This is a genomic window from Achromobacter sp. 1L-A-4-B-C2 (genome assembly GCF_057291955.1).
Map to the genome: position 1 here is coordinate 703,076 of NZ_JBXAWP010000004.1, position 25,303 is coordinate 728,378.

Annotated in this window: 24 protein-coding genes; 5 read left to right on the forward strand and 19 right to left on the reverse strand. The window is 65.5% G+C overall.

The features are described 5' to 3' along the window. From AC0Z35_RS21770 to AC0Z35_RS21780, 3 genes are read right to left on the reverse strand one after another with little or no spacing between them, the layout of a single operon-like run. Positions 1 to 867, reverse strand: coding sequence for an ABC transporter permease (locus AC0Z35_RS21770; RefSeq protein WP_120153298.1), 867 nt, complete (start codon positions 865 to 867; stop codon positions 1 to 3). Beyond that, entirely contained in the window at positions 864 to 1,925 is a 1,062-nt protein-coding gene (locus tag AC0Z35_RS21775) for an ABC transporter ATP-binding protein (RefSeq protein ID WP_046804016.1), read from the reverse strand. Before AC0Z35_RS21775 ends, AC0Z35_RS21770 begins: the two co-directional genes overlap by 4 nt. Before the next feature lie 58 nt (positions 1,926 to 1,983). After that, complete coding sequence (locus AC0Z35_RS21780) at positions 1,984 to 3,015, reverse strand: ABC transporter substrate-binding protein (protein ID WP_046804017.1); 1,032 nt, start codon at positions 3,013 to 3,015, stop codon at positions 1,984 to 1,986. A 131-nt stretch (positions 3,016 to 3,146) separates the two neighbouring features. Here AC0Z35_RS21780 and AC0Z35_RS21785 point away from each other — a divergent pair, with 131 nt between their 5' ends. Beyond that, positions 3,147 to 3,950, forward strand: coding sequence for a GntR family transcriptional regulator (locus AC0Z35_RS21785; RefSeq protein ID WP_046804018.1), 804 nt, complete (start codon positions 3,147 to 3,149; stop codon positions 3,948 to 3,950). Here the strand turns inward: AC0Z35_RS21785 and AC0Z35_RS21790 are convergent. Genes AC0Z35_RS21790 through AC0Z35_RS21800 form a run of 3 tightly spaced genes read right to left on the reverse strand, consistent with a single transcriptional unit; the run spans position 3,937 to position 8,782 of the window. Continuing rightward, positions 3,937 to 5,715: a hydantoinase B/oxoprolinase family protein gene (locus AC0Z35_RS21790; RefSeq protein ID WP_485132685.1), complete on the reverse strand. Its 1,779-nt coding sequence runs from the start codon at positions 5,713 to 5,715 to the stop codon at positions 3,937 to 3,939. The two genes, AC0Z35_RS21785 and AC0Z35_RS21790, sit on opposite strands and share 14 nt — an antisense overlap. Further along, on the reverse strand, positions 5,708 to 7,765 hold the full coding sequence (locus AC0Z35_RS21795) for a hydantoinase/oxoprolinase family protein (protein WP_485132686.1): 2,058 nt from the start codon (positions 7,763 to 7,765) through the stop codon (positions 5,708 to 5,710). Before AC0Z35_RS21795 ends, AC0Z35_RS21790 begins: the two co-directional genes overlap by 8 nt. Before the next feature lie 36 nt (positions 7,766 to 7,801). Next, positions 7,802 to 8,782 (reverse strand): Bug family tripartite tricarboxylate transporter substrate binding protein, encoded by a 981-nt coding sequence (locus AC0Z35_RS21800; protein WP_485132687.1) that lies wholly within the window; start codon positions 8,780 to 8,782, stop codon positions 7,802 to 7,804. A gap of 153 nt (positions 8,783 to 8,935) precedes the next feature. On the opposite strand from AC0Z35_RS21800, the gene AC0Z35_RS21805 reads away from it, so the two are divergent. Beyond that, the gene (locus AC0Z35_RS21805; RefSeq protein WP_189371554.1) at positions 8,936 to 9,838 is read left to right on the forward strand and encodes a LysR family transcriptional regulator; all 903 of its coding nucleotides are present in this window, start codon (positions 8,936 to 8,938) and stop codon (positions 9,836 to 9,838) included. 21 nt (positions 9,839 to 9,859) lie between these two features. Here the strand turns inward: AC0Z35_RS21805 and AC0Z35_RS21810 are convergent, their stop codons facing one another. Beyond that, positions 9,860 to 10,693 carry an AraC family transcriptional regulator gene (locus tag AC0Z35_RS21810; RefSeq protein ID WP_120153288.1) on the reverse strand — a complete coding sequence of 278 codons (834 nt, stop codon included), beginning with the start codon at positions 10,691 to 10,693 and terminating at the stop codon, positions 9,860 to 9,862. Between the two features lie 443 nt (positions 10,694 to 11,136). Here AC0Z35_RS21810 and AC0Z35_RS21815 point away from each other — a divergent pair, with 443 nt between their 5' ends. After that, positions 11,137 to 11,319 carry a hypothetical protein gene (locus tag AC0Z35_RS21815; RefSeq protein WP_485132688.1) on the forward strand — a complete coding sequence of 61 codons (183 nt, stop codon included), beginning with the start codon at positions 11,137 to 11,139 and terminating at the stop codon, positions 11,317 to 11,319. 44 nt (positions 11,320 to 11,363) lie between these two features. Here the strand turns inward: AC0Z35_RS21815 and AC0Z35_RS21820 are convergent, their stop codons facing one another. The 8 genes from AC0Z35_RS21820 to AC0Z35_RS21855 form a co-directional block, all read right to left on the reverse strand. Then, positions 11,364 to 12,299 carry a 2-hydroxyacid dehydrogenase gene (locus AC0Z35_RS21820; protein ID WP_319307463.1) on the reverse strand — a complete coding sequence of 312 codons (936 nt, stop codon included), beginning with the start codon at positions 12,297 to 12,299 and terminating at the stop codon, positions 11,364 to 11,366. Between the two features lie 157 nt (positions 12,300 to 12,456). Next, positions 12,457 to 13,527, reverse strand: coding sequence for an ABC transporter substrate-binding protein (locus tag AC0Z35_RS21825; protein ID WP_046804024.1), 1,071 nt, complete (start codon positions 13,525 to 13,527; stop codon positions 12,457 to 12,459). Then, positions 13,524 to 14,693 (reverse strand): NAD(P)/FAD-dependent oxidoreductase, encoded by a 1,170-nt coding sequence (locus AC0Z35_RS21830; protein ID WP_319307461.1) that lies wholly within the window; start codon positions 14,691 to 14,693, stop codon positions 13,524 to 13,526. Before AC0Z35_RS21830 ends, AC0Z35_RS21825 begins: the two co-directional genes overlap by 4 nt. After that, positions 14,690 to 16,075, reverse strand: coding sequence for an FAD/NAD(P)-dependent oxidoreductase (locus tag AC0Z35_RS21835; protein ID WP_485132689.1), 1,386 nt, complete (start codon positions 16,073 to 16,075; stop codon positions 14,690 to 14,692). The genes AC0Z35_RS21830 and AC0Z35_RS21835 overlap by 4 nt, the downstream gene beginning before the upstream one ends. Beyond that, positions 16,072 to 16,413 carry a (2Fe-2S)-binding protein gene (locus AC0Z35_RS21840; RefSeq protein WP_485132690.1) on the reverse strand — a complete coding sequence of 114 codons (342 nt, stop codon included), beginning with the start codon at positions 16,411 to 16,413 and terminating at the stop codon, positions 16,072 to 16,074. The genes AC0Z35_RS21835 and AC0Z35_RS21840 overlap by 4 nt, the downstream gene beginning before the upstream one ends. A 37-nt stretch (positions 16,414 to 16,450) precedes the next feature. Then, positions 16,451 to 17,245, reverse strand: coding sequence for an ABC transporter permease (locus AC0Z35_RS21845; protein ID WP_104142367.1), 795 nt, complete (start codon positions 17,243 to 17,245; stop codon positions 16,451 to 16,453). 16 nt (positions 17,246 to 17,261) lie between these two features. Further along, a complete protein-coding gene (locus tag AC0Z35_RS21850) occupies positions 17,262 to 18,143 on the reverse strand; it encodes an ABC transporter permease (RefSeq protein ID WP_046804029.1) in 882 nt (293 codons plus the stop codon). A gap of 1 nt (position 18,144) precedes the next feature. Continuing rightward, positions 18,145 to 19,215 carry an ABC transporter ATP-binding protein gene (locus AC0Z35_RS21855; RefSeq protein ID WP_219991473.1) on the reverse strand — a complete coding sequence of 357 codons (1,071 nt, stop codon included), beginning with the start codon at positions 19,213 to 19,215 and terminating at the stop codon, positions 18,145 to 18,147. Between the two features lie 213 nt (positions 19,216 to 19,428). On the opposite strand from AC0Z35_RS21855, the gene AC0Z35_RS21860 reads away from it, so the two are divergent. Further along, complete coding sequence (locus AC0Z35_RS21860; RefSeq protein WP_104142370.1) at positions 19,429 to 20,271, forward strand: IclR family transcriptional regulator; 843 nt, start codon at positions 19,429 to 19,431, stop codon at positions 20,269 to 20,271. A gap of 120 nt (positions 20,272 to 20,391) precedes the next feature. Here the strand turns inward: AC0Z35_RS21860 and AC0Z35_RS21865 are convergent, their stop codons facing one another. Further along, positions 20,392 to 21,555 (reverse strand): alpha-hydroxy acid oxidase, encoded by a 1,164-nt coding sequence (locus AC0Z35_RS21865; RefSeq protein WP_046804031.1) that lies wholly within the window; start codon positions 21,553 to 21,555, stop codon positions 20,392 to 20,394. A 209-nt stretch (positions 21,556 to 21,764) separates the two neighbouring features. Beyond that, positions 21,765 to 22,661, reverse strand: coding sequence for a phytanoyl-CoA dioxygenase family protein (locus AC0Z35_RS21870; protein ID WP_046804032.1), 897 nt, complete (start codon positions 22,659 to 22,661; stop codon positions 21,765 to 21,767). A 158-nt stretch (positions 22,662 to 22,819) separates the two neighbouring features. On the opposite strand from AC0Z35_RS21870, the gene AC0Z35_RS21875 reads away from it, so the two are divergent. Further along, positions 22,820 to 23,116 (forward strand): acylphosphatase, encoded by a 297-nt coding sequence (locus tag AC0Z35_RS21875; protein ID WP_485132691.1) that lies wholly within the window; start codon positions 22,820 to 22,822, stop codon positions 23,114 to 23,116. Positions 23,117 to 23,235: 119 nt separating this feature from the next. Here the strand turns inward: AC0Z35_RS21875 and AC0Z35_RS21880 are convergent, their stop codons facing one another. Next, positions 23,236 to 24,141 (reverse strand): EamA family transporter, encoded by a 906-nt coding sequence (locus AC0Z35_RS21880; protein ID WP_046804034.1) that lies wholly within the window; start codon positions 24,139 to 24,141, stop codon positions 23,236 to 23,238. Positions 24,142 to 24,242: 101 nt separating this feature from the next. Beyond that, positions 24,243 to 25,301, reverse strand: coding sequence for a threonine aldolase family protein (locus tag AC0Z35_RS21885; protein WP_120153274.1), 1,059 nt, complete (start codon positions 25,299 to 25,301; stop codon positions 24,243 to 24,245). Positions 25,302 to 25,303: the final 2 nt, after the last annotated feature.

The following is a 25,303-nucleotide window of genomic DNA, read 5'->3' on the forward strand; positions in this document are numbered from 1 at the left end:
TCAGCCCCCTGCCTGGTTGAAGACGGCACCGTACTTGCGTTCAATGATCCGGTTGGCGGACAGCAGCACGACGACGGTGGCCAGCAACAGCACCACGGCCAGCGCCGCGCCCAGCGGCCAGTTCAGTGTGTTCAGGAATTCGTCGTAGGCCGCCGTGGCCACGTTCTTCAAGCGCCGGCCGCCAATGATGGCCGGCGTGGCGAACGAGCTGGCCGCCATCGCGAACACCATGATCGCGCCCGACAAAATGCCGGGCATCACCTGCGGCACGATCACGCGCCGGATCACCGTGAACTGGGACGCGCCCAACGACAGGGCGGCCGCTTCGGTGGCGGGATTGATCCGTTGCAACGAGGCCCACACCGAGATCACCATGAAGGGCACCAGCACGTGCGTCAGCGCGATGCCCACGCCCAGATTGCTGTACATCAGGTCCACGGGCGTGCTGATCAGCCCGATGCCCATCAGCGCCTTGTTGATAAGTCCGGTGGACCCGAACAGCAGCGCCCAGCCCAGCGTGCGCACCACTACCGAAATCAACAAGGGGCCCAGCACCACCATCAGGAACAAGCCTTTCCATGGGTTAGCCATGCGCGACAGCACGTAGGCCTCGGCGGTGCCCAGCACCAGGCAGGCAACGGTCACGGCCGCCGCCACGCCGAAGGTGCGCGCGTAGATTTCGTAGTAGTAGCCGTCGCTGAAAATCTCGACGTAGTTCTTCCAGGTGAAGGTCACCTGCATGCCGCCATAGAACTGGAAATCGAAGAAGCTGATCAGGAACACCAGCGCCATCGGCACCACCAGGAACGTGGCGTAGACCACCAGCGCCGGCGCGCTCAACATCCATGGGTTGGCGCGCGCGCTCATGACGCCAGGCCCTTGGGCGCGGCCGCGACTTCGCACATGTCCTGCGCGCGCCAGCGCAAGTGCACGGGCTCGCCCTCGGCGGGCACGGCCACGCCGTCGTTCTGACGGATCACCATCACTTCGCCCACCGATGTGTCGACCTGGCACAGCCAATGGTTGCCCTGGAATACGCGCGTTTTCATGCGTCCGGGCAACGCACAGGCGGCAGGTTCCGAGAACAGGATTTTTTCGGGGCGGACGATCACCGCGCCTTGCGGCACGGGTGCGCCGGCCATGGGGATATGCGCTTCGCCGATGCGCGCGCGCGTCTCGTTTTCGTATTGTTCGGCCGTGGGCGTGAACACATTCGCCTTGCCCAGGAAGCCGCCGACGAAGTGGCTGGCCGGCCCTTCGTAGGCTTGAAAGGGCTCGGCCACTTGTTCGACCCGGCCCTGGTTCATCACCACGATGCGATCCGACAGCGCCAGCGCCTCCGACTGATCGTGGGTGACGAGAATGGTGGTGGTGCCGATCGTGCGCTGGATGCTGCGCAGTTCCAGCTGCATTTCCTCGCGCAGCTTGGCGTCCAGGTTCGACAGTGGCTCGTCCAGCAGCAGCACGCTGGGCCGGATCACCAGCGCGCGCGCCAAGGCGACGCGCTGCTGCTGCCCGCCCGACATGCGAGCCGGATGCCGGTCCGCCAGATGCGCCAGCCCGACCAGCTTCAAGGCATCGGCCACGCGCGCTTCGCGTTCTTCCTTCTTGATCCGCTGCATCTCCAGGCCGAACGACACGTTTTCAAACGCGGTCATGTGCGGGAACAGGGCATAGTTCTGGAACACCAGCCCCAGCCCGCGCTTGTTGGCCGGGACGCGGCTGACGTCGCGCCCGTCCAGCACAATGCTGCCGCTGGTGGGTTCGACAAAGCCCGCGATCATTTGCAGCGTGGTGGTCTTGCCGCAACCCGAAGGCCCCAGCAGGGAAATGAACTCGCCGCGATTGACGGACAGGCTCAGTTCTTCCACTGCGGTCGTTTCGCCATAGCGCTTGCACAGGCGGTTCAGCACTAGATAACTCATGAAGGCTCCCGTGGGCGACGCGCCGCGCCGCCCCGTATTGCACGATCGGCGATGCGTGTCAGCGCTCGATTTCCCGCGTCCAGCGCTTGTTCCAATCGTCTCGGTTCTGGTTCACCGTGTCCCAGTCGATCACGATCAGGTCGGCGGCGCGCTTGCCGATAGGCAGCGGCACGCGCGGGTCATCGGTGACCTTGGCCTTCTTGTTGACCGGCCCGTAGCCGTAAGCGTTGGCCAGCTTTTCCTGCACTTCGGGCGTCACCAGATACTGCACAAACGCCTGCGCCATGGGATTGGTCTTCGGCTTGGCGACCGGGCATACCGAGGACAGCAGCGCATAGGCGCCTTCCTGCGGATACACGAAGCCCACCGGGAAGCCGGTGTCGGCAAACGATTTGGCGCGGCCGCTGCCCCACACGGAAATCACGGCCTGGCCTGACGAGAACAGTTCCGTCATCTTGCCCGGCGAGGGCTCGTACACCAGCACGTTCGGGCCGACCTCATTCTTGAAGGTGGTAAAGCCCGCGTCGATCTTCTTTTCGCCGCCGCCGCCTTCACGCGCATATTCCACCAGCGCGTGCAGGCCGTAGGTATTGTTCAGCGGTGGCACCACCAGCTGCTTCTTGTACTTGGGGTCCTTCAGGTCTTTCCACGACGTGGGCGCGGCCCACTTCTTTTCGTCGAAGACCTTCTTGTTGTACATGATGCCGGTGGCCACGATGCCGATAGCCACGGCCTTGTCGTCCTTGTAGCGCGCGGTGCTGTAGATGTCGTCGGCGGGCAGGCCCTTGATGGGTTCGCAAAAGCCCAGCGCGATGGCCTGGTACATGGGGCCGTCATCGATGATGGCCACGTCGATCTGCTGGTTGCTCTTTTGCGCCTGCAAGCGCGCCACCGTGTTGGTGGAGTTGCCGGCCACGTAGTCCAGCTCAATACCGTGCTGCTTGGCGAAGGGCGGAAAGATGTCCTTGCGCATGATGTCTTCGAACGAGCCGCCGTAGCCGGCCACCACCAACTTCTGCTGCGCTGCTGCGTTTGCGCTGAGTCCGACGGCTACCGTCGTCGCCGCGATCACTGCAAGTACCTTGCCCATGAGAACCCCCGATTGTTGGTACACTTTGTCCGTACATGAATGTCCGGACAAATAATGAATCCGACTAGACATCGTTGTCAATCGGTTATTGTCCGTACAAACCCCATATAAAAATTCAAGGAGCACCCCCCATGACCCGATCCTCCGAGCGCGCGGCCGGCCCCGCCGGAGCCCGGCAGGCGCGTGGCAAACCCGAATCGCCCGCCTCCGGGGGCGATGCCGGCGGCCCCCGCTACAAGAGCATTTTTCAGGCGCTGTCGCACGACATCAGCACCGGCCGCTACCCCGTCATGACGCTGCTGCCCACCGAGCACGAGCTGTGCGACCAGTTCAACGCCAGCCGCCACACGATTCGCGAAGCCATCCGCATGTTGACGGTGGCGGGCATGGTGTCGCGCCGCCCGGGCGTGGGCACCCGCGTTGAGACCGCCCGCGCCAGCACCCGCTTCACGCAGCGCATCTCGCAGTTTCCAGACCTGCTGCAATACGCCCGCAACGCTGCGCTGCTGGTGCAGGACGTGCGCACCATCAAGCTGCCCAAGCGGCTGGCCGAAGCGCTGGGCTGCGCGGCCGATAAAACCTGGCTGCATATCAACTCCATCAAGACGCTGGACGACGCCGACACGGCAGCCGCCACCACGCTGATCTACGCCGATCCCGAACATTCGAACGTGCAGGTCGAGGTCAAGTCCCGCATCTCGCTGCTGCGGCTGATCGAAGATCACTTCGGCGACCGCATTACCGAGGTCAACCAGGAGTTCTCGGCCACGCCCATCAATGCAACGGTGGCCAGGCAACTCAAGGTCGAGCCCAAGACGGCGGGCTTTGTCATTACCCGCCGCTACTACGGTGAGGGCGGCCTGTTGCTGCTGGCCACCATCACCACCTTCCCGCACGACAAGATGAAGTACTCGATGACGCTCAACGTGGCGTAGGCTGGCTAGTGGCGATGACGGCCTTGGCGCCACGCGCGCCATAGGCCGTGCGCGCTGCGTCGGCCGTGATCTTGCCGTCGGCCAGGTCCTGCTCGATGCGGGCCTGCGGCCGTTCGGCGGCCGGCCCGTAGCCGCCGCCGCCCGGCGTTTCGATGCGCACGCTTTCGCCGGACGCCAGCGCGATATTGGCGGTCTTGGAAAACAGTTCTTCCTCTTGCGGCGTGCCGAAGTTGCGCACCAGCCGCGCGCGGCGTCCGTCGCCGCCGCCATCCACGCCGGCCGCCACGCCCACCGTGTGGCTGTCGGACCGCGCCGAGAACACGATGCCCGGCCCCACGGCGCGTATCTGTTTGGCAATTGCCATGCCGCCGCGCGTGCGGCCCGCGCCACCCGAATCCGGAATCATCGCGTACTCGTCCATCAACAGCGGGTACTCGTTTTCCAGCGCTTCCACGGGCAGGTTCGACGTGTTGGTCATGTGCACGTGCACGGCATCCATGCCATCGGTATCAAAGCGCGCGCCCGCGCCGCCGCCCAGCGTTTCCAGATAGACGAAGTGGCCGGCGCGCTCGCGCCAGCGGCCGGAAAACACAATGGCCGGGCAGCAATCGTTGCTGGACGCCATGGTTTTTTGCGGCGGCAGCAGGCCTCGGAACGCGCCGAATATCGCGCCCGCGACCTTCTGCGCGGTAATCGATCGCGCACCGACGGCGGCGGGATGCTCGGGGTTGGTGATGGTGCCCACGGGCGCCGACAAGGTGATGGGATCGAACAGGCCCGCGTTGGGCGCAAGGTCAGGGTCCAGCAACGCCTTTACGGCGTAGTAGACGCAGGCGCGCAACGCGTTGAACGGCAGGTTCATCGCGCCTCGCGCCTGTTTGCCGGACCCTTCGAAATCGAAATGCAGCTTGTCGCGCCGCACGGTCAGCGTCACCTGGATCGGCACCGGGTCGCCGCCCATGCCATCGTCGTCCAGGTCGCTGCGGAAGGTGTAGCTGCCTTCCTGCAATTCGGCGATGCGGTTGAGCAGGCGACGGCGCGTGTATGTGATGACGTCATCCACGGAACGCAGCACGGCCTCCAGCCCCATCTGGCGGATCAGGCCTTGCACGGCGGCGGCGCCACGGCGGTTGGTGGCCATCTGCACGCGCAGGTCCAGCACGCGCTCTTCGGGGTCGCGGGTGTTGGCGCAGATCAGGCGCAGCAGGTCTTCGTCCGTTTGTCCGTGCCGGGCGATGCGGCAGGCGGGGATGCGTATGCCTTCTTCGAAGATGGACTTCAAGCCGCCCGCGATGGACCCCGGCACCGCGCCGCCGACGTCGGAATGGTGCGCGATGTTGGCGGCGAAAAATCGCAGCACGCCGTCCCAGAACACGGGCGTCACGATGTTGATGTCGGGCAGGTGGCTGCCGTCGGCCAGGTAAGGGTCGTTGCAGATGAACACGTCGCCTTCACGAATCTCGTTCACCGGATACGCGCGCAGGATGGCGCCCATGGCGCCGTCCAGCGAGCCCAGGTGCAGCGGAATCTGCGTGCCCTGCGCCACCAGCCGCCCGGCGGCGTCGAACAGCGCCACCGAGCAGTCCTTGCGTTCCTTGATGTTGGTGGAGAACGACGCGCGCACCAGCGTATTGTTCATGTCCTCGGTGATGGACAGCAGGCGGTTGCAAAATACCTCCATGCCGATCGGGTCGGCCAGCGCAATGCCGGCGTCGGAATTGTCGGGCTCGGGATTGTTGGGCTTGGAATTGTCGGGCTTAGCCATGCAAGCCTCCTTGCAAACGAATGATCAGGTTGCCGTAGTCGTCCACGCTGGCCTCATGGCCCACGCCCACCACCGTGGTCGAGCTCATTTCCTCAAGCAGGGCGGGGCCGATGAAGCGCGCGCCGGTCGGCACCAGGTCGCGGTCGTAGACGGGTGTTTCCAGCCAGCCGTGCACCGGGCCGAAGTAGGCTTTGCGCCGTCCCAGGCTGGCGTCTTGCAGCGCGCCGCCGATGTGGCGCGGCGCCAATGGCGCTTTCACCACCTGGCCCACGGCCTGCATGCGGCAGTTGATGATCTGCACCTTGCGGTCATCGACCGTGTAGCCGTATTCGCGTTCGTGCGCGTCGGCAAAGCGGCGCGCGAATTCGGCGTAGCCGCCCGCGCCCATGCCGTCGACGCTGACCTGCACTTCAAAGTTCTGCCCTTCGTAGCGGGCGTCGATGGCGCTGTGGCAGACGCGCAGCGCAGGGTCCACGCGTTCTTGTTCCAGCCAGCGTTCGGCCTGCTCGCGCAAGCCATCGAAGATGGCGGTAATGGCGGGCCAGCCGGCTTCGCTGGCCAACGAGATTTCGCTTTGCACGAAGTCAAATGAGATGTCGCTGAGCAGGATGCCGCGCGCGCACATGGTGCCGGGTTCCTGCGGCACGATCACGACGGGGATGCCGCATTCCTCGGCGACCTCGACCGCGTGCAGCGGCCCGGCGCCGCCGTAGGCGTACAGCGCAAAATTGGACAGGTCGTAGCCGCGTTCGGTGGACACGGCGCGGATGGCGCGGCTCATGTTGGCCGCCGCGATGCGCAGGATGCCTTCGGCCGCCGCTTCCAGGTCCATGCCCAGCGGCTGCGCCACGCGCTGCGAGATCACATCGCGCGCGGCGTCGGCGTGTACGGGCATGCGGCCACGCAGCAGGGCGACGGGGTTCAGGCGCTGTAGCGCGATCTCGGCGTCGGTGATGGTGGGCTCCTGGCCGCCACGGCCGTAGCCCACCGGGCCAGGCACCGCGCCCGCGCTGTGCGGCCCCACCTTCAGGGCGCCGGCATCGTCCAGCCACGCGATACTGCCGCCGCCCGCGCCGATGACGTGAATATCGACCATGGGGGTCTTGACGGGGTAGCCGGCCACATGCCGATGCGAGGTGAACAGCGGCCGGCCTTCGCACACCAGCGACACGTCGGTGCTGGTGCCGCCGACGTCGAACGTAACCAGGTTCAGGCTGCCGATGGCGCGGCCCACGGCCGCTGCGCCCACCACGCCGGCCGCCGGGCCGGACAGGCAGGTGCGCACGGGGTACTGGCGCACGGTGCCGATCGACATCAGGCCGCCGTTGGAATGGATGGTGTGCGGCTCGTGGCCGATGTCCAGGTCGCGCACGCGCTGCATGAAGCGTTCCAGGTAGCGGGCCATCTTGGGGCCGACGGCGGCGTTCAGCACGGTGGTGGACAGGCGTTCGTATTCACGGAATTCAGGCAGCACGTCGGACGACAGGCTGATGTAGGCGCCCGGCATGGCCTCGGCCACGATTTTTGCAGCGCGACGTTCATGCTCGGGATTGCGGTACGCATGCAGAAAGCAGACGGTGACGGCCTCGATGCCGGCGGCGGCGAACTGCCGCGCGGCCGCCAGCACCTGGTCCTCGTCCAGCGGGGTCAGCACGTCGCCCGATGCGCTGACGCGTTCGCTGACTTCAATGCGAAACTCGCGCGGCACCGCCACGGGCGGTTTGCCGACGCTGTAGTCGTACAGGTGCGGGCGGGTCTGGCGGCCGATTTCCAGCACGTCACGAAAGCCGCGCGTGGTGATGAGGCCGACGCGCGCGCCCTTGCGTTCGATGATGAGGTTGGTGGCCACCGTGGTGCCGTGCCCCACGTGCGACACCTGCGAGGGCGGCACGCCATGGTCCGCCAACATCTGGCCGATGCCCGTGGCAATGGCCTCGGACGGGTCGTGCGGGGTGGACGGCACTTTGTGAAAGTGCACGACGCCCGCGTCCTCGTCGATCATCGTGAAGTCGGTGAACGTGCCCCCGACGTCTATCCCTATGCGATACATATCGTTGATTCCAAAGAAAGGACTAGGCGCGCAAGATCAGTCCAGGCGAATGCCGGCTTGCTTGACGACGCCGCACCATTTGTTGATCTCGCTTTTGATCATCGTGGCGAAGGCGGGGCCGGCCACGTCAGACACTTGTGCGCCCTGTTGTTCCAGGTACGTTTTCATGGCGGGCGCGTGCAGGGTCTGCACCAGGCCGTCCGTAAGTTTCTGGCGCAGCGGCTCGGGCAGGTTGGCAGGCGCCAACATGCCGAACCACACCATGGCTTCGTAGCCGGGGTAGCCGGATTCCGCGACGGTGGGCACATCGGGCAGCAGCGCGGAGCGCTGTGGCGAGGTGACGGCCAGCGCCTTGATCTTGCCGTCCTTGATGTAGGGGTAGGACGTCATCACCACGTCCATCATCATGTTGATCTGGCCGCCCACCAGGTCGATCAGCGCGGGACCCGAGCCGCGATACGGCACGTGCACCATGGAGACGCCGGCGGTGGACTTGAAGAGTTCGGCAGCCAGGTGGTTGGAGGTGCCCTGGCCGTTGGACGCGAAGGAATACTTCTCGGGTTCCTTCTTCAACAGCGCGACGAACTCTTGCAGATTATTGGCGGGCACTGACTGGTTGACCGACATCACATTCGGAATCGTGGCGATCACGGTCAGTGGCGTGAAGTCCTTGACGGCGTCGTACGGCAGCTTGGAATACACGCAGGGCGCGCTGCCGTGCGTGCTGACCGATCCCATCAGGATGGTGTAGCCGTCGGCAGGCTGGCGGGCGACGTATTCGGTGCCGACGGTGCCGCCCGCGCCGGGCCGGTTTTCAACAATGACGTTGGCGGAAAGGCGCTGGCCGAGTCCTTCGGCGATTTTGCGCGCGATCAAATCGGTGGACCCGCCCGCCGCGAACGGCACGACGATGCGGATGACTTTGTCTGGCCAGGCCGCTTGCGCGGCGCTGGCGGTGGCGAAGATCACGAGTCCGGCGGCAATGCGACAGCAACGACGTATCAGCCCTTGGTTCATGGCTTGGTTTCCCCTTGTTGATAGAACTTCCTTGTGGCCGGATCATGCGTGTCCGGTCCTGGTTCGCTGCAACAACAGGGTCATCCTAGGCTTCTGGCTTCAAGGGCAGCAGCCCTGCGGGCTTATATTTGTATAAACGCTATTTATAGGTGCATGGCCGTGAAGAATCCGGACCTGAATCTGCTTTTGCATTTTGACGCGCTGATGGCGTGCCGCAACGTGTCGCGCGCGGCCGAGGCGATGAACATCAGCCAGCCGGCGATGAGCGCGGCGATGAATCGGCTGCGTCAGCTGTTCGGCGACCCGTTGCTGGTGCGCGAGGGCGGTGCGTGGCAGCCGACGTTGCGCGCGATGGAGTTGCATCAGAACTTCAAGCCCTTGCTGGAAAGCTGGCATCGCGCGACTCGCACCCGCGAGGCGTTCGACCCGGCGCATTCATCGCGCACGTTGTCGTTGTACGCAACGGACTATGTGCAATACACGTTGCTGCCGAAGTTGATTCCGCGGCTGGCGGTGGATGCGCCGCACTTCCAATTGCAGATTGTGCCGGCCCGGCCGCAACATGGCTTGAGCATGCTGGACACGAACCATGTGGAGTTGATCGCGGGGTATTTTCCTGATCCGGCGCCGGATCTGCGCACACGCTTTCTGTACCAGGAGCCGGCGGTGTGCATCGTGCGCGAGGGGCATCCGTGTTTGCGCAAGCGTTGGAACCTGGACGCGTACCTGAGCTATGGGCATCTGGATCTGGCGGCGCACACGCGTTATTTCAGTACGGCGATTGATCGCATCTTGATGGGGCAGAACCGCAGCCGCAAGATCGTGGCGACGTTGTCCAGTTATCTGGTGTGCCCGTTCATTGTGGAAGGGTCTGATTTGATTGCGACGATGCCGGTAAGCGTTGCACGCGCGATGTCGGGCGCGGCGCGGATCGTGACGCAGAAGGTGCCGTTGACGTTGCCGCAGATTACGGTGTCGTTGTACTGGCACGAGCGCTATCAGGACGACCCGGCGCACGCGTGGCTCAGGCAGTACCTGGCCGGCGTGCTGGGGTAGCGGGTGGCGCCGTGCCAGGCCTTATTTCAAGGGCAGGCAGATGCGGGTTTGCAGTTGGGCGGGCGGGGTGTTGCGGGGGTCGTTCAGGTATTGCTCGAACATGGGGATGTCGGCGGGCAGGTGGCCGCTGGCGGGTAGCCATTCAGAGAACATCCATTGGTAGGGTTTGGCCATTTCGTTGTAGGGGCCGGTGTAGGTCAGGATGGCGCAGCGGCAGGCGGGAATGATGTGGCGTTGCAGTTCTTCGCCCAAGTCGGCGTCAACGTTGACGGCCATGCCGGCCAGGGATCGCAGCTTGTTTTCGGGGACTTGTTCGGGGTCGTCGAAGTAGACGCCGAAGCCTGGCGTTGCGGGGTCGGCGATGCCACGGCCGTAGGCAAGCATGAAGGCGCGGGTAAAGACGGGGCCGATGTCTTGGTAGCTGCCTTGGTGGGGCAGGACGGCGAGGGTGGCGCCGGGGAAGTGTTCGATGGCGATGGGGTACACGGCAGGCTCCTGAAGGGCTAAGGGTTGGGAACGCGCGGCGCGGTAGCGGCCGGGCGGGGTGCCGAAGAAGTTGCCGAATGCCCGATTGAAGGCGGCGTCGGAGTCGTAACCGGCGCGTTGTGCAATGGCTCTTAACGGCGCCTGGGAATCGGCCAAGGCAGCGGCGGCGCGATGCATGCGGATGCGTTGGACGGTGGCGTTGACCGTTTCGCCCATCATGGCGCGGTAGACCCGGTGAAAGTGATACGGCGACAGGCAAGCCAGGTCGGCCAGCTGGTGCAGATCGGGGTCGGCGTCAGGGTGGGCGGCGAGCCAGCGCAGGACGGGGTCCAGGCGGTCGGTGTAGAGGGATCGGGTTTCGGGCTTCATGCTTGCTCCTTGGAGGGCAATGTAGCTTTGGGGGATTTGCGGATTTTGCGGTTTTTTTGTTGGGGAGGGTTCTTTTGACGCACGGCGTGGCGGCGGCTGGTGGGAGGCGGGTCAACGATTGCGGTCCGGAGCCTTCGCTCCGGACTGCCCCGTCGTCATCCTCGTTGTCGCCTGCGGCGACTGCCTTCGGATTCCCTCGGGCTTATCGACTCCCCGCCTCCCACCAGCCACCGCCACACCATGCTCGGTCAGTTTGCGCTGACGTCAGGGGGGGGAGGGTGGAGTGCTTGGCGTTTTTTTGCGAGGGTGGTGGTGGGCTGGAAGATCTTGCGGGGCCCGCCCCAGGCCGGCCGCGCGGGCGGCCTTTTGGGGCTTACGCGCGTTGGTGCGGGGTCGTCTTGATTGGTGCCGGGTCGTCTTGATTGGTGTGGCGTGCTGGGTGCTTGGTGCTGCTCCGTGCTTACTGCCTGCTGTTGCTGCTTGATGCTGATGCTGATGCTGGTGCAGGTGCTGTTGCTGATGCTGATGCTGGTGCTGATGCTGTTGCTGATGCTGGTGCTGGTGCTGGTGCTGATGCTGGTGCTGGTGCTGATGCTGCTGGCGCCAGTGCCAATGCTAGAGCTTGATGTTCATTCCAACCGGGGGGATAGACGCCTCGTGGGGTGTGCGCTCAATATCCGCGCAGCGGATCGTAGATGTTGGGTAGCGCATCGCCGCGCTCGTTGGCTTCGATCAGCCATGCGGTGTGACGGGCGCGTTCCTTGCGGTCGGGGATCGCCGCGCAATGGGGCGTGATGATGATCTGCGGGTGCGTCCACAAGGGGGAGTCCGCCGGTAGCGGCTCTTGTTCGAAAACGTCCAGCACCGCTTGGTGCAACTGGCCGCTGTCCAGCGCGGCGATGACGTCTTGCGTGACCATATGCGTGCCACGGCCGGCGTTGATCAGGCTGGCGCCGCGCGGCAGCTGCGATAGCGTGGTGGCGTTGAGGATGCCTTTGGTGGCCTCGGTGGCGGGCAGCAGGCAGACCAGCAGGTCGGTGTTGGCCAGGAATTGGCCGAATTCCGCTTGGCCCGCGTAGCAGGGCAGGCCGTCGAGTTGGCTGGCGCCGCGTGACCAGCCGCTGACGGGGAAGCCGACACGCGACAGCAGTTGCGCGGCGGCGACGCCCAGGTGGCCCAGGCCCATGATGCCGACGCGTACGTCCGCGGCAACGCGCAGGGAGTCGAACAGTTCCCAATGTTGGCGTGCCTGGTTATTCACCACGCGCTTGATGTCGCGCGTGAGCATCAGCGCGGACGTCAGCACGAATTCGGCCATTTCGGTTTGGGTGCGGGCGGTGACCATGCGGGCGATGCGCAAGTGCCGGGGTAGCTGGGGGTCGGCCAGGATGTGGTCGACGCCGGCGCCCGCGCTGATGATCAGTTTCAGGTTGGGGAACGTGGCGAGGCGGCCGGCGTCGGGCGCCCAGACCAACGCGTAATCGACGCTGTCGGGCGCGACGTCTTCATGCCACCCGACCACGTCCAACTGCGGCGCGAAGGCGTGGAACTGTGCGCGCCACGCGTCGATGGCGGCGGGGCCGCCGGAATTGATGATGAGCCGCATGCAAAGGTTCCTTGTTGGCGGACGCACGTAGCGGATGCGTGTTAGCAGACGCGCGTTAGCGGACGCGCGTCTGCTACGCGCGTACCGGCCGCACGCTGGCAGGCGCTTGCTTGCGAGCGCGCTTGCGGTTTATCCACAGGCGCGCTGCAAGATCTTATCAACGTTCGACGGTGCGGTTCCAGCGGGCGTTGAAGGCGGGGCGCGCAGTGTTGATCTGGTCCCAATCCAGGATCTTGGCGTTTTCCATGTAGCCCTGGAAGCGCTTGAGCGCGTCGGCGCTGGCGGCGGACGCCTTGACGTTTTTGTTGGATGGGAAGTGGCCACCCATTTCCAGTGCCTTGGCCTGCGCGCTGGCGGACAAGAGGTACAGCGCCAATTTTTGCGAGAGTTCGGGTTCGCTGTTCTTGGCGATGACGCATTCACCCACCATCAGGATGACGGAGCCTTCCTTGGGCTGGGCGTATTCCACCGGGATGTCGCGCTTTTTCAGGCGGGCGATGGCGGTGGGGGTCAGCGGGAAGATGGCGGCTTCGTTGGACTGGATCATTTCGGCCAGCTTGGCCGAGTTGGGGATGTATTCCAGCACGTTGGGGCCGATGGTGTCGGGCCACTTCTTGAAGCCGGGTTCATAGTTCTTGTCGTCGCCGCCCTGGATGCGGTTGAACATCAGGAAGCCGTGCAGGCCAAAGGTGCTGCCGGCGGCGGACTGGAATACGACCTTGCCTTTGTACTTGGGGTCGGCCAGGTCCATCCAGGAGGTGGGCGGTGCCCAGCCTTTGTCGGCGAACATCTTGGTGTTGTAGCCCAGGCCGGTCATGCCGATGTCGATGCCGGCGGCCATGCGGTCTTTCATCACGGCAGTGGGGTACAGCTCTTTCAGGACGGGGTCGTCATTGAGCTGTTGGCACAGGCCCATGGAGATGGCGCGCGCCATGATGCCGTCGTCCAGGAACATGACGTGCATCTGCGGGTTGTCTTTGTAGGCTTGCGCCTTGGCCAGTACGTCGGTCGACGTGCCGGGCACGACGACGATTTTCACGTTGTTGGCTTTCTCGAAATCGGGGAACACGTATTGCGTGAAGGCGCGTTCCATGTCGCCGCCGTTCATGCCGACGTACAAGGTCTTTTGCTGCGCCATGGCCCCTGCGGACAGCAACGCCAACGTTGCCGCGCCCAGCAGCCGCTTCCCCTTGCTCAGGCGCGATGCGCCCTGTTTCTTATCCATCATGGTGACTCCTGCGTTTGCTCACGAACACGTTCAGGCCGAGCCACGGCGCCGTGAGCGGCGGCCGCGTATCGTTCAATGCAAAAGGCATCGATAGGAATCGAGGACTGGCCGCGCACGACCAGTTCGGAAAGCACTTCGCCCACGGCGGGGCCGATCTGGAAACCGGCGCCGGACAGGCCGAAGGCGTGGAACAGGCCGGGGACTCGGGCACTGGGGCCCAGCACGGGATTGTGGTCGGGCATGTTGCCTTCCACGCCGGTCCAGAAGCGGATGACCTGCGCGCCGCGCAGCACGGGCAGCAGCCGGGTAGCGTTGGCCATCAGCGCGCCCAGGCCGGCGCGGCCGGGCCGTGCGTAGTCGGGGTCGGTGGACACGCCACGGCCACCGCCGATGACGCAATTGCCGCGCGCGACCTGTCGTGCGTAGATGCCACCGCCTTGTATGCCCAGGCTGACGTCCATGAAGAGGGGCAGCGGCTCGGTGACCATCATCAAAGGGTGGATGGACGTTTCGGGTACGGCTTCGCCAAAGTGCTCTGCAAAGCGGCCCGCCCAGGCGCCCGCGCAATTGAGCAGGACGCGGGAGCGCACTTCCAGGCCGTCGGCGCGCACGATGAAGTGCGTGCCGTCGTGATCGGCCTGGGTAACCTTCACGCCTTCGCGCACGTCGGCGCCCAGCGCCGCCGCCGCGCGCGCGAAAGCCGGTGACACCAGCCGGGGGTTGGCGTGGCCGTCTTCGGGGCAGAAGGATCCGCCCGCGACGTCCTGGCCCAGCCAGCCGAAGCGGCGCGCCAGCTCGCGGCGGTCCAGCATTTGCAGGTGCATGCCGAAGCCGCGCGTGCGCTGGCGATACGCTTCCAACTGCACCATGTCGGCGTTGGACGCGGCCAGCTTCAAATGACCAGAGCGCACGTATTCGCCATCGATGCCGATCAGTGACGGCAGCTGGCCCCACAGTTCATGTGCGCGTCGGGCCAGGGGCATCTGTTCCAGCCCGCGCCCTTGCCGCCGCACACCGCCATAGTTGACGCCGCTGGCGCGCGCGCCGCACAAGGCGGCTTCCAGCAAGACGACGGGTACGCCGGCGCGCCGCAGGAACAGCGCGGCGCTGCCACCGACGATGCCGCCGCCGATGATGGCCACTTCGGTGTCGATGCGCCGCGTCATGTCGACACCTTGTCCTGGCGTTCCAGGCACACCACGCGCACGGGTACCGGTTTGACGGGCGGCTGGTTACGCAAGCGGCCCACGTCGGCGGGCGTGCGGCCGCAGGCTTGCGCCAGGACCTCGGCTGCCGCCGCGCCGCACATGCGGCCCTGGCAGCGGCCCATGCCGACGCGTGTCAGCGCTTTGAGGCGGTTCAGTTCTTGCGCGCCCGTGTCGGTGACGGCGCGTCGCACCGTGCCAGCCGTCACGTCTTCGCAGCGGCAGATGACGGTGTCGTCGGCGATGGTTGCGGCCCAGTCCTCGGGAAAGGGAAAGGCGCGTTCCAGCGCGGAGCGCACTCGGCTGTTGGCGGCCAGGCGCGTTTCCAGCAGGCGGGCACGCGCGGTGTCGATGGGTTGGCCGATGTCTTGCAGCAGCGCCAACGCGGCGCGTTCACCCGCAAGTTCGGCGGCGTCGGCGCCGGCGATGGCGGCGCCGTCACCGGCGACATAGACGCCGGGCACGCTGCCGCGTCCGGCGGCATCGCGGCGTGGCGTCCAGTTTCTATCGCGCGCATTGAATTCGAATTCGCAGCCGACCAGGCTGGCCAGTTGGGTTTCGGATCGCAGCGCCAGGCCGTAGGCCACGGCGTCGCAGGACACGGTTTGTTCGCGGTTGGCCTGGCGATAGGTCAGGCCCGATACGCGGTCCTTGCCATGCACGGCGACGGGCCGCACGCCGCGATGCAGCGGCACGCCATGCGCGCGCAGCCAGGCCATGGTGTACATCCCCTTGGCCAGCAGCCCGGGCGCGCGCAGCATGCCGGGCAGCGCGGCCAGGCGGTCGGTAAAGCGCGCGGTGTCCAGCACGGCGGCCACTTGCGCGCCGGCCTTGGCGTATTGATAGGCCACCAGGTAAAGCAGCGGCCCGGTACCCATGAAGACCACGCGCGATCCGATGGCGCAGCCCTGGAATTTAAGCGCGACCTGCGATCCGCCCAAGGTGTAGACGCCGGGGGTCAGCCAGCCGGGAAAGGGCAGCACGCGGTCGGTGGCGCCGGTGGCAAGGATCAGGTGGGTGTAGGGCACGGCGGTGCTGACGCCGTCTTGCATCACGTCCAGCGTCTTGCCTTCCACGTTCCACACCAGGCTGCCGGGTCGATAGTCGGCGTGCGGCTGCAAGGCGGCCATGGCGCGATGCACGGCATCGGCCTTGCGATGTTCAAAGCCGTACAGCGCGGACTTCGGGCGTTGGAATTCGGGTGGTGGCTGGCGATAGATCTGGCCACCGGCGCGCGGCGCTTCGTCCAGGATGACGGGCCGCAGGCCGTGCGCGACCAGGGCCTGGGCGGCGCGCACGCCGGCCGGGCCGGCGCCTACGATGACGGGCATCACGATGCTCATGCGATGTCGTCCTCGGGCCAGGGTGCCGCCGCCAGCGTGCCGGGCACGGCAGCGGGCGCCACGGGCAGACTTAAAAGACGCATGCCGGGTTCGACAAACGTTGAGCAGGCGCGCAGGCGCGAGCCGTCTTCAAGCTGCATCCAGCAGTCCTGGCAGGCGCCCATCATGCAGAAGCCGGCGCGTGGGGCGCCGCTGAATTCGGAATGGCGCACGCAGTCGGCCTGGGTCAGCACGGCGGTCAAGACGGTGTCGCCGGCCAGCGCGGTACAGGCTTGCCCGTTCAAGGTGAACGGGACGGCGGGCCGGCCCGATTCCGCCAGGCGTTTCAGTATTGCCATGATGCCGGCGCCTCTCTTTTCGCCAACGGCAAGCGTTTCATTTCTGCCCCACCAGCACGCGGTCCAGGCCGTACACGCGGTCCAGCAACAGCATGGTGACGGCGGTCAACAGGATGACCAGCGCCGACACGGCGGCCATCATCGGGTCGATGGATTCCGTGGCGTACATGTACATGCGCACGGGCAGCGTGATGGTGGACGGCGCGGTGATGAAGACGGACATGGTCAGTTCATCGAAGCTGTTGATGAAGGCCAGCAGCCAGCCGCCGGACACGCCGGGAATGATCAGCGGCAGGGTCATCTGGAAGAACACGGTGGCGCGGCTGGCGCCCAGCGACAGCGCGGCGTGTTCGATGGAGCGGTCAAAGCCGACCAGCGCGCCGATCACCAGCCGCATCACATACGGCGTGATGACGACGACGTGCGCGGCGACCAGCCAAGAAAAGCTGCCGGCCATGCCCATCAGCGCGAAAAAGCGCAGCAGCGCCACGCCCAGCACCAGGTGCGGAATCATCAGCGGCGACAGGAACAGGCCGTTCAGCACATCGCGGCCCGGGAAGCGGTAACGCGTAATGGCGATGGCGGCCGGCACGGCCAGGCACACGGCGATGGTGGCCGACAGAAAGGCCAGCCACAGGCTGTTCTGAAACGCCTGCATGAAGTTGGGATGTTCGAACACCGCCCGGAACCAGCGCAGCGAAAATTGCGTGGTGGGCACTGTCAGCGTGGAGTCGGGCGTGAACGCCACCAGGCACACGATGACCAGCGGCGCCAGCACGAAGGCCACCACCAGGAAGTTGAACGCCAGCGCGAAAGGGCCGTTTTTCTGCATGTTGGTTCCTTGTCGGCTAGCCCAGGCTGCGTCGGTAAGAGCGTTCGACAACGCGGTTGTACGCCATCATGATGATGACGTTGAGCACCAGGAGCACGATGGCGATGGCCGCGCCCAGCGGCCAGTTCAGCTCGGTCAGGAATTCGTCGTACACGACGGTGGCGACCATCTTCAGCCGTCGTCCGCCCAGCAGCGCGGGGATGGCGAACGAGCTGGCCGACAGGCCGAACACGATCAGGCTGCCCGACAGGATGCCGGGCATGGCTTGCGGCAGCACGATGCGCGTCAGCGTCTGAAAACGCGACGCGTTCAGCGACAGCGCGGCATGCTCGACGGTGGGGTCCAGCTTTTGCAGCGACGTCCACACGGGGATGACCATGAAGGGCAGCATCACGTGCACCAGGCCGATGATGACGGCGGTGGGCGTGTACAGCAGCGGCCCCATGCCCAGGGCGGCGGCCGCGCGACCGATGGCGCCGCCTGGTCCCAACAGCATGCTCCAGCCGAACGCCCGCACCACCAGCGATATCAACAGGGGCGACAGCACGACCAGCAAAAAGATGGACCGCCACGGCTTGCCCATGCGGGACAGGATGTAGGCTTCGGGCGCGCCGATCAGCACGCAGATCAGCGTGGTGACGCCGGCGATCCAGAAAGTGCGCCAGAAGATCTCCAGGAAATAACTGTCGGTGACCACGGCCAGATAGTGTTCGAACGTATGGCCGGGCAAGATGCCCGCGCCGTAGTCGAACGGCCGAAACGACAGCACGAAGGTCAGCGCCAGCGGCGTCAGCACCAGTGTCAGAAAAACAATGGCCAGCGGGATGGAGCCCAGAATGGCCAGCAGGCCATCATTGCGCGGCTTGGGGCCGGTGGCGGCTTGAGTCAGCGTCGCCATGTCAGGCGGCCTTTTCCACGGCAGGCGCGCGCAACACGCGCAGCACGCCTTCGGCCCAGTCCAGCCCGATGGTCTCGCCATCGTCATGCGGGCGGCGGCCGTCGTTGGGCGTCAGCACGGTCAGCGCCCCCACCGGCGAATCCAGGTCGTACATCCACTGGCTGCCCAGGAAGTAGCGCGTACTGACCACACAGGCCAGCTTGCCCTGGCCGGCGGGCACCGGCACCAGTTTTTCGGGGCGCAGCGACAGCTGCACGTTGTCGCCGTGGCGCAGGCCTTCGCCGTCGACCAGCACCCGCAGCGCGCCGGTTTCGATTTCGGCTTGCGCGCCGCAACGCGTGACGCGGCCAGGCAACAGGTTGGTCTTGCCGACAAAGCGCGAAATGAATTCGGTTTGCGGATGTTCGTACATGCGAAACGGCGCGTCCACCTGTGTGGCGCGGCCGTCCTGCATGACCACGACGCGATCGCTGATCGACAGGGCTTCGGCCTGGTCGTGCGTGACCATCACGGTGGTGGTGCCGATCTTCTTCTGGATGCCGCGCAATTCAAACTGCATGTCTTCGCGCAGCTTGGCATCCAGGTTGGACAGCGGCTCGTCCAGCAGCAGCACGGGCGGGCGGATGACCAGCGCGCGGGACAGCGCCACGCGCTGGCGTTGGCCGCCCGAAAGCTCGCGCGGATAGCGGTCTGCGTGCTTGTCCAGCTTGACCAGCGCCAGCGCCTCGCGCACGCGTTCCGCGCGCTCGGCGCGTTCCACTTTGCGCATCTTCAAGCCGAAGGCCACGTTGTCGGCCACGGTCAGGTGCGGAAACAGGGCGTAGCTTTGGAACACGATGCCCAGGCCGCGCGTGTTGGGTTTGGCATGGGTGATGTCGCGCCCATCCAGCGTGATGACGCCCTGGGTCACGTCGGCAAAGCCGGCGATCATCTGCAAGGTGGTGGTCTTGCCGCAACCCGAGGGGCCGAGCAGTGAGACGAACTCGCCCTTTTCAACGGTCAGGTTCAGGTCGGAAACGACGCGCAGGTCGCCGTAGTTCTTCGAGACGTTGTCCAGCCGCAGAAATGACATTTTCCAAACCCCGTCGCCCGATGCGGGCGTTGTGCCGCGCGTGGCCCGGTTGCCCGGCGCGTTAGCGGCTTATCGATGGGGCAGTCTAGGAGTTGCCAAAATACATGGTCAATTAGGGTTTTCCGAAGAATCGAATTTTTTGGTTGTTATTTCCGTCCAGAAGAATTTGCTGCTACAAACGATGCTGAATATTTTGTTTATCGGAATTCAATAATGAAGAAGACTGAGACAGCGGACGATTCCAGCGGCCAGGGGGTCTTGCAACGGGCGTTTGCGGTGCTGCGCGTGTTGGCCGATGCCAAGGGCGAAAAGCTGCGGCTGACCGACATCGCCGCGCGTACCGGCCAGGCGCAGGCCACGGTGCATCGCGTGCTGCAAGGCTTGATGCAGGAAGGGGTGGTGGAGCAACCCGCGCAAAGCAAGGGCTATCAGCTGAGCGTGGCTTTCTTTGCGCTGGCAGCGGCCGCGGGCACGCATCAATCCAGCTTGCGCACGCTGTACCGCCCGGCCATGCTGCGGCTGTCGGGCATGCTGAACGACACCATTTTTCTGCTGGTGCGCAGCGGCTTTGACGCGGTCTGCGTGGACCGGGTGGACGGGGCTTTTCCGGTGCGTTCGCATACCGGCGACATCGGCGGGCGCGTGCCGCTGGGCATGGGCCAGGGCGGCCTGGTGCTGCTGGCCAGCCTGCCGGAGGCGGAACGCGAAGAGGTGATCCGCTTCAACATTCCCCGGCTGCACCATCTGGGTTTCGTCGATGAAATCTCGATGCGGGTGCGCATCCAGGAATGCCAGCAATTGCAGTACGCGCGCAGCCAGGGGCAGGGCGTGTTTCCGAATATCGCGGGGCTGGCGGTGCCGGTCCAAGACCGCAACGGCGTCACGGTGGCGGCGCTGAGCGTGGCCGCCCCCATCGAACGCATCAACGACGAGCGCCTGCCGCTGATCGTTGAGATGCTGCGCCGGGAGGCCGACGCAGTGGGCGCGCAGATCAATCCTTTCGACCCGGCGTTGCGGCGGCCCAGCCAGTACCTGGGCGCCGGCAACGGGGCGTAGTCCGCGTCGTGCGCGTCGTCCGCGCGCTGCGCATGGTGCGCGAGGTGCGCGGTATGTACGAAAGGGGCCGCCGCGAACGGCGGTTCAATCACATCGCATGGCGCGCACAGGCGCCGCGTCTCAGGTCGGGTACGTGCCGGGCAGCAGGATGCTGCGGTCGCCCACTTCAAGATTGCGGCGGCCGCACAGCGCCATCGTCGTATCCATTTCCTTGTAAAGCAGCTCCAGCACGCGGGTCACGCCCGCCTGGCCGTACGCGCCCAGGCCGTACAGGAAGGCGCGGCCGATCATTGTGCCGCGCGCGCCCAGCGCCACCGCCTTCAGGATGTCCTGGCCGGAACGGATGCCGCCGTCCATCCAGACTTCGATCTTCGAGCCCACCGCATCGGCAATCGACGGCAACGCCGCGATCGACGACATGGCGCCGTCCAGCTGGCGCCCGCCGTGGTTGCTGACGATCAGCGCATCGGCCCCGCTATTGGCGGCCAGGTGCGCGTCTTCCACATCCAGGATGCCCTTGATGATGAGCTTGCCGCCCCAGCGCTGCTTGATCCATTCCACATCGTCCCAGCTCAGGCGCGGGTCGAATTGCTCGGCCGTCCAGGAGGACAGCGACGACAGGTCGCTGACGCCCTTGGCGTGGCCGACGATATTGCCGAACGTGCGGCGCTTGGTGCCCAGCATGCCCATGCACCAGCGCGGTTTGGTCGCCAGGTTGATCAGGTTGCGCAGCGTGGGCTTGGGCGGCGTCGACAGGCCATTCTTGATGTCCTTGTGGCGCTGGCCCAGGATCTGCAAGTCCAGCGTCAGCACCAGCGCGGTGCAGCCGGCGGCCTTGGCGCGGTCGATCAGGTTGGCCACGAATTCGCGGTCGCGCATCACGTACAGCTGGAACCAGAACGGCTTTTTGGTGGCCTCTGCCACGTCTTCCAGCGAGCAGATGCTCATCGTGGACAAGGTGAACGGCACGCCGAAATCCGCCGCCGCCTTGGCCGCCAGGATCTCGCCGTCGGCATGCTGCATGCCGGTCAGGCCGGTGGGCGAAATCGCCAGCGGCATCACCACGTCATGGCCCACCATCGTGGTGCGCAACGACCGGCCTTCCATGTTCACCGCTACGCGCTGGCGCAGCTTGATCTTGTGAAAATCGCTTTCATTGGCGCGGTAGGTGCCTTCGGTCCAGGCGCCGGAATCGGCGTAGTCGTAGAACATGCGCGGCACGCGCTGTTGCGCAATGGCGCGCAAATCTTCGATGCAGGTGATCGTAGAAAGGTTAGCGGTCATGAGAGGTCTGAGGAGTGATAGAGGTGCGCCAGCTGCGTTTCGTATTTTTAGAATCTCGAGCCGCCGGCTGCGGGCGGCCTCGCCGCAACGCCTGGGTAACAGGACCTGCGGCGCCGCCCAGTATACGCGCCGAGGCCGGCAAGCGCTGCTTGCCGGCCTCGTTCGCCCCCCCTCTGACCGGGGCTCTTTCGGCCCCCTGTCCACCCAAGCTATCGCGGCCAGACCTTGCTGACCGCGCGGATCGTTGCCCACGCCACCCAACGCGGGCTGGTCAGCCGCGCGCCCGGCAGCCGGCGCATCACATCCACGGCCAGACCGCCGCGCTTGTGCCATTGTTTTTTACGCGTCTGGCTGTCGGTCCAGCGGCCTTCCAGCCACGGAAATTCACGGCGGCCCGGCTTGTAGACCGGCGGCGTGTTGTAGATCAGGATGTACGCCAGGCGCGGCGACGGCGACGTATTCGGCCCCGTGAAATGCAAGGTGCGCGCGTCATGCACGGTGATGCCGCCCGGGTCCAGCGGTTCGGCCACGGCCTGGTCGCGGCGGAAGTCGCCGCAGCATTCCAGCGGATGCAGGCTCTTGTCGCCGCCGGGCGAGCGGTGTTCCAGCACATCCCATTTGTTCGATCCGGGAATGAACTGCATGCAGCCGTTTTCCACGGTTGCCGGTTGCAGCGCCAGCCAGATGCTCAGTTCGTTGTAGACAAAGTCGGGCGAACGGAACGCCTCGTCCTGGTGCCACGGCGTCTCGGGGCCGAACGGGCCGGGCTTGAGCAGGGCGTGCTCGCCATACAGCGCCGCCTCTTCGCCCAGCAGTTGCCGCGCCAGGTCCAGCGTGCGCTCGTGGTAAGTCGTCTTGAGCAGACCGGGGGCATAATGACGCGGATCGTGCAGGCTGGGAAACTTGGCGGGCTTGGACGGGTCGTCCCGGCTCACAAAGTCGTACTGCGCACCCTCGTTGTATCCCGTCTTGTTGGCGAACAGGTCCAGCAGGGTGCGGCGGATATAGCCCACCTCGTCCTGCGGACACATGTCCTTCAGGGCCAGGTAACCCTGATCCCTGTAGCGCGCTGTCTCAGCTTCCGACAACAAACTGGTCTCTTCCATAATGGCTTCTCCAAGCTCTGGTAGCGGGTGTTCCCGTTGGCACGTTTTGACATGAGCACTAACGTATCGCTTCGATGCCCATGGGGCCTATAGACCATCCGCTGTAGCCATATCCGCCTATTCATCCCATTGGCGGCGCATCATCCGAAGGAAAATCCATGCAAGACCCTAAAACCGACCCCCATATCGAAACCGTTCTTGTGTCAGTCAGCGGCACGGTGCAAGGCGTGGGGTATCGCCACGCGACCGTGCGGCGCGCTCATATGCTGGGTGTGACGGGCTGGGTGCAGAACCTGCTGGACGGCACGGTCGAAGCCCTGGTGCAGGGCACGCCCGACCAGGTGGACCACATGCTTGAATGGCTGCGGCGCGGCCCGCCGGGCGCCTCGGTAGGAGAAATCACGACGCGCCGCGAGTACACCGACAAGCGTTACATCCGTTTTGAGCAGGTGTAGGCAACAAATCCGGGTCGCCGTGAAGGGCTAGTCCGGCCGGCCGAGGGATGAGTGTTGCATTACCGGGTTTGGCTGGCCGGAGGGGCGGGGTTGTGACCCGTTCCGGTCACGGGTTTCGATCACCGGTTCCGCAGCCAGCGCCCGCCCACCTGGTTAATGATCAGCCCGGTCAGCACGCCGGCCGCCCCCAGCCATTGCAACGGCTGCAACTGCTCGCCAAAGGCCATCGACGCCGCCCACAGGCCCACTACGGGCACCAGCAGCGAGAATGGCGCGATCTTGGCGGCGGGGTGGCGGGTCAGAAGGCGGGTCCACAGCGTGTAGGCCACCAGCGTGGCCAGCACGGCCAGGTACAGCACCGACAGCGCCTCGCCCCAGCCCATGCCGGTAATCATGCCCACCACCGGCTCCCAGCCGTCGATCAGCACGGCCAGCAACAGGAACGGCAGCACCGGCGCGGCGCTGCTCCAGGCGATGAACGCAAACGGGTCGTAGCCGGGCGCCTTGCGGCTGGCCAGCCGCACGATCATGTTGGACGCCGCCCACATGAAGGCGCCCCCCAGCGTCAGCGCAAAGCCCAGCATCGTCATCTGGCCCGGCCCCTCGCCGCGCCCGCCGGCGATCACGGCCAGCCCCAACGCGGCCACGCCCAACCCGATCCAGTGATGCCGCCGCGCCCGCTCGCCCAGCACGGGCGCCGCAAGCAGCAAGGTAAAAAACGCCTGCGTCTGGATGACCAGCGAAGCCATGCCGGCCGGCATGCCGAATTTCAGCGCGGTGAACAACAGGCCGAATTGGCCCAGCCCCTGCACCAGCCCGTAGGCGGCGATCCAGTGCCACGGCAGCTGTGGCCGGCGCACGAAAAGGATCAGGGGGAAGGCGGCAAGCGCGAACCGAAGCGCGCCCAGCATCATGGGGGACAAGCCCCGCATGCCGACCTTCATGACAACAAAATTAAGACCCCAGATGACCACGACCGCCAGTGCGCAGAAATAGTCTTTTCGGGTGAGATGAGTCGTGGACATGCGGCATTATCGCACCGCCGGAAGGTGCCGGCGGCGTCGATAAACACGAGTTTTCCAGCGCAATTTTCAGCGCCGGACCGTGGGGTTTTTTCAGCGCCTTTTCAGCGTTTTTTCAGCACTGCCGCAAAGGCTTGCACCGCGGTGTCGATGTCCTCGTCCTCGATGTGGCGATGCGTCACGCAACGCAGCCGCGTGCGGCCCCACGGGCGCGTCAGCAGCCCTTCGGCCTGCAAGGCGGCGACCCACTGCGTATTGGTCATGCCGGAATCTGCCGTCTCGACCTGCACGATGTTGGTTTGCGGCACCGTAGCCGACAGGGCCGGCGCCAGGCGGTTGATGCCGTCGCTCAAGCGGCGCGCGCGCACGTGGTCTTCAACCAGCCGCCCCGTCATCGTCTGCACCCCTTCCAGGCCGGCCGCCGCCATGATGCCCGACTGGCGCTGCGTGCCGCCCAGCATGCGGCGCAGCGTGCGCGATTTGGCGATCACGGCCTTGCTGCCCGCAAGCACCGCGCCCACCGGCGCGCTCAGACCCTTGGACAGGCACAGCGACACCGTGTCGGCGTACTGCGTGATCTCGTCGGCGGGAACGCCCAGCGCCACGGACGCATTGAACAGGCGCGCACCGTCCAGGTGCACGGGGATACCGCCCGCCTGCGCCATGCCATGCACCGTGCGCATATGGTCCAGCGGCAGCACCGTGCCGCCGGCGTTGTTGTGCGATGTTTCCATCGCCACCAACGACGTTTTCAAGCGGTGGCCGCCCGACAGCAACGCCTCTTCCAGCCGGTTCAGGTCCATCGCCCCGTCCGTGCCGGACACGCCTTGATAGAACAAGCCGGTGAAGGTGGCCGCGCCGCGCTCCGACGTATACATGTGGGCCGACGATTCCAGCACCACCTGTTCATTGCGCTGGGTTTGCGCCAGCACAGCCAGCAGGTTGGCCATGGTGCAGCTGGGCACGAACAGCCCGGCCTCCTTGCCCAGGAGTGCCGCTACGTGCGCTTCCAGCGCGCGCACCGACGGGTCGCCATCCAGGCCGTCATCGCCAATCGGCGCGGTACGCATGCGCTCGTACATGGCCGCGGTGGGGTGGGTGACGGTGTCGCTGCGCAGGTCGACTGGCACGGTCTGATTGTCGGCGGGAGTCCGCTGGGTCATGG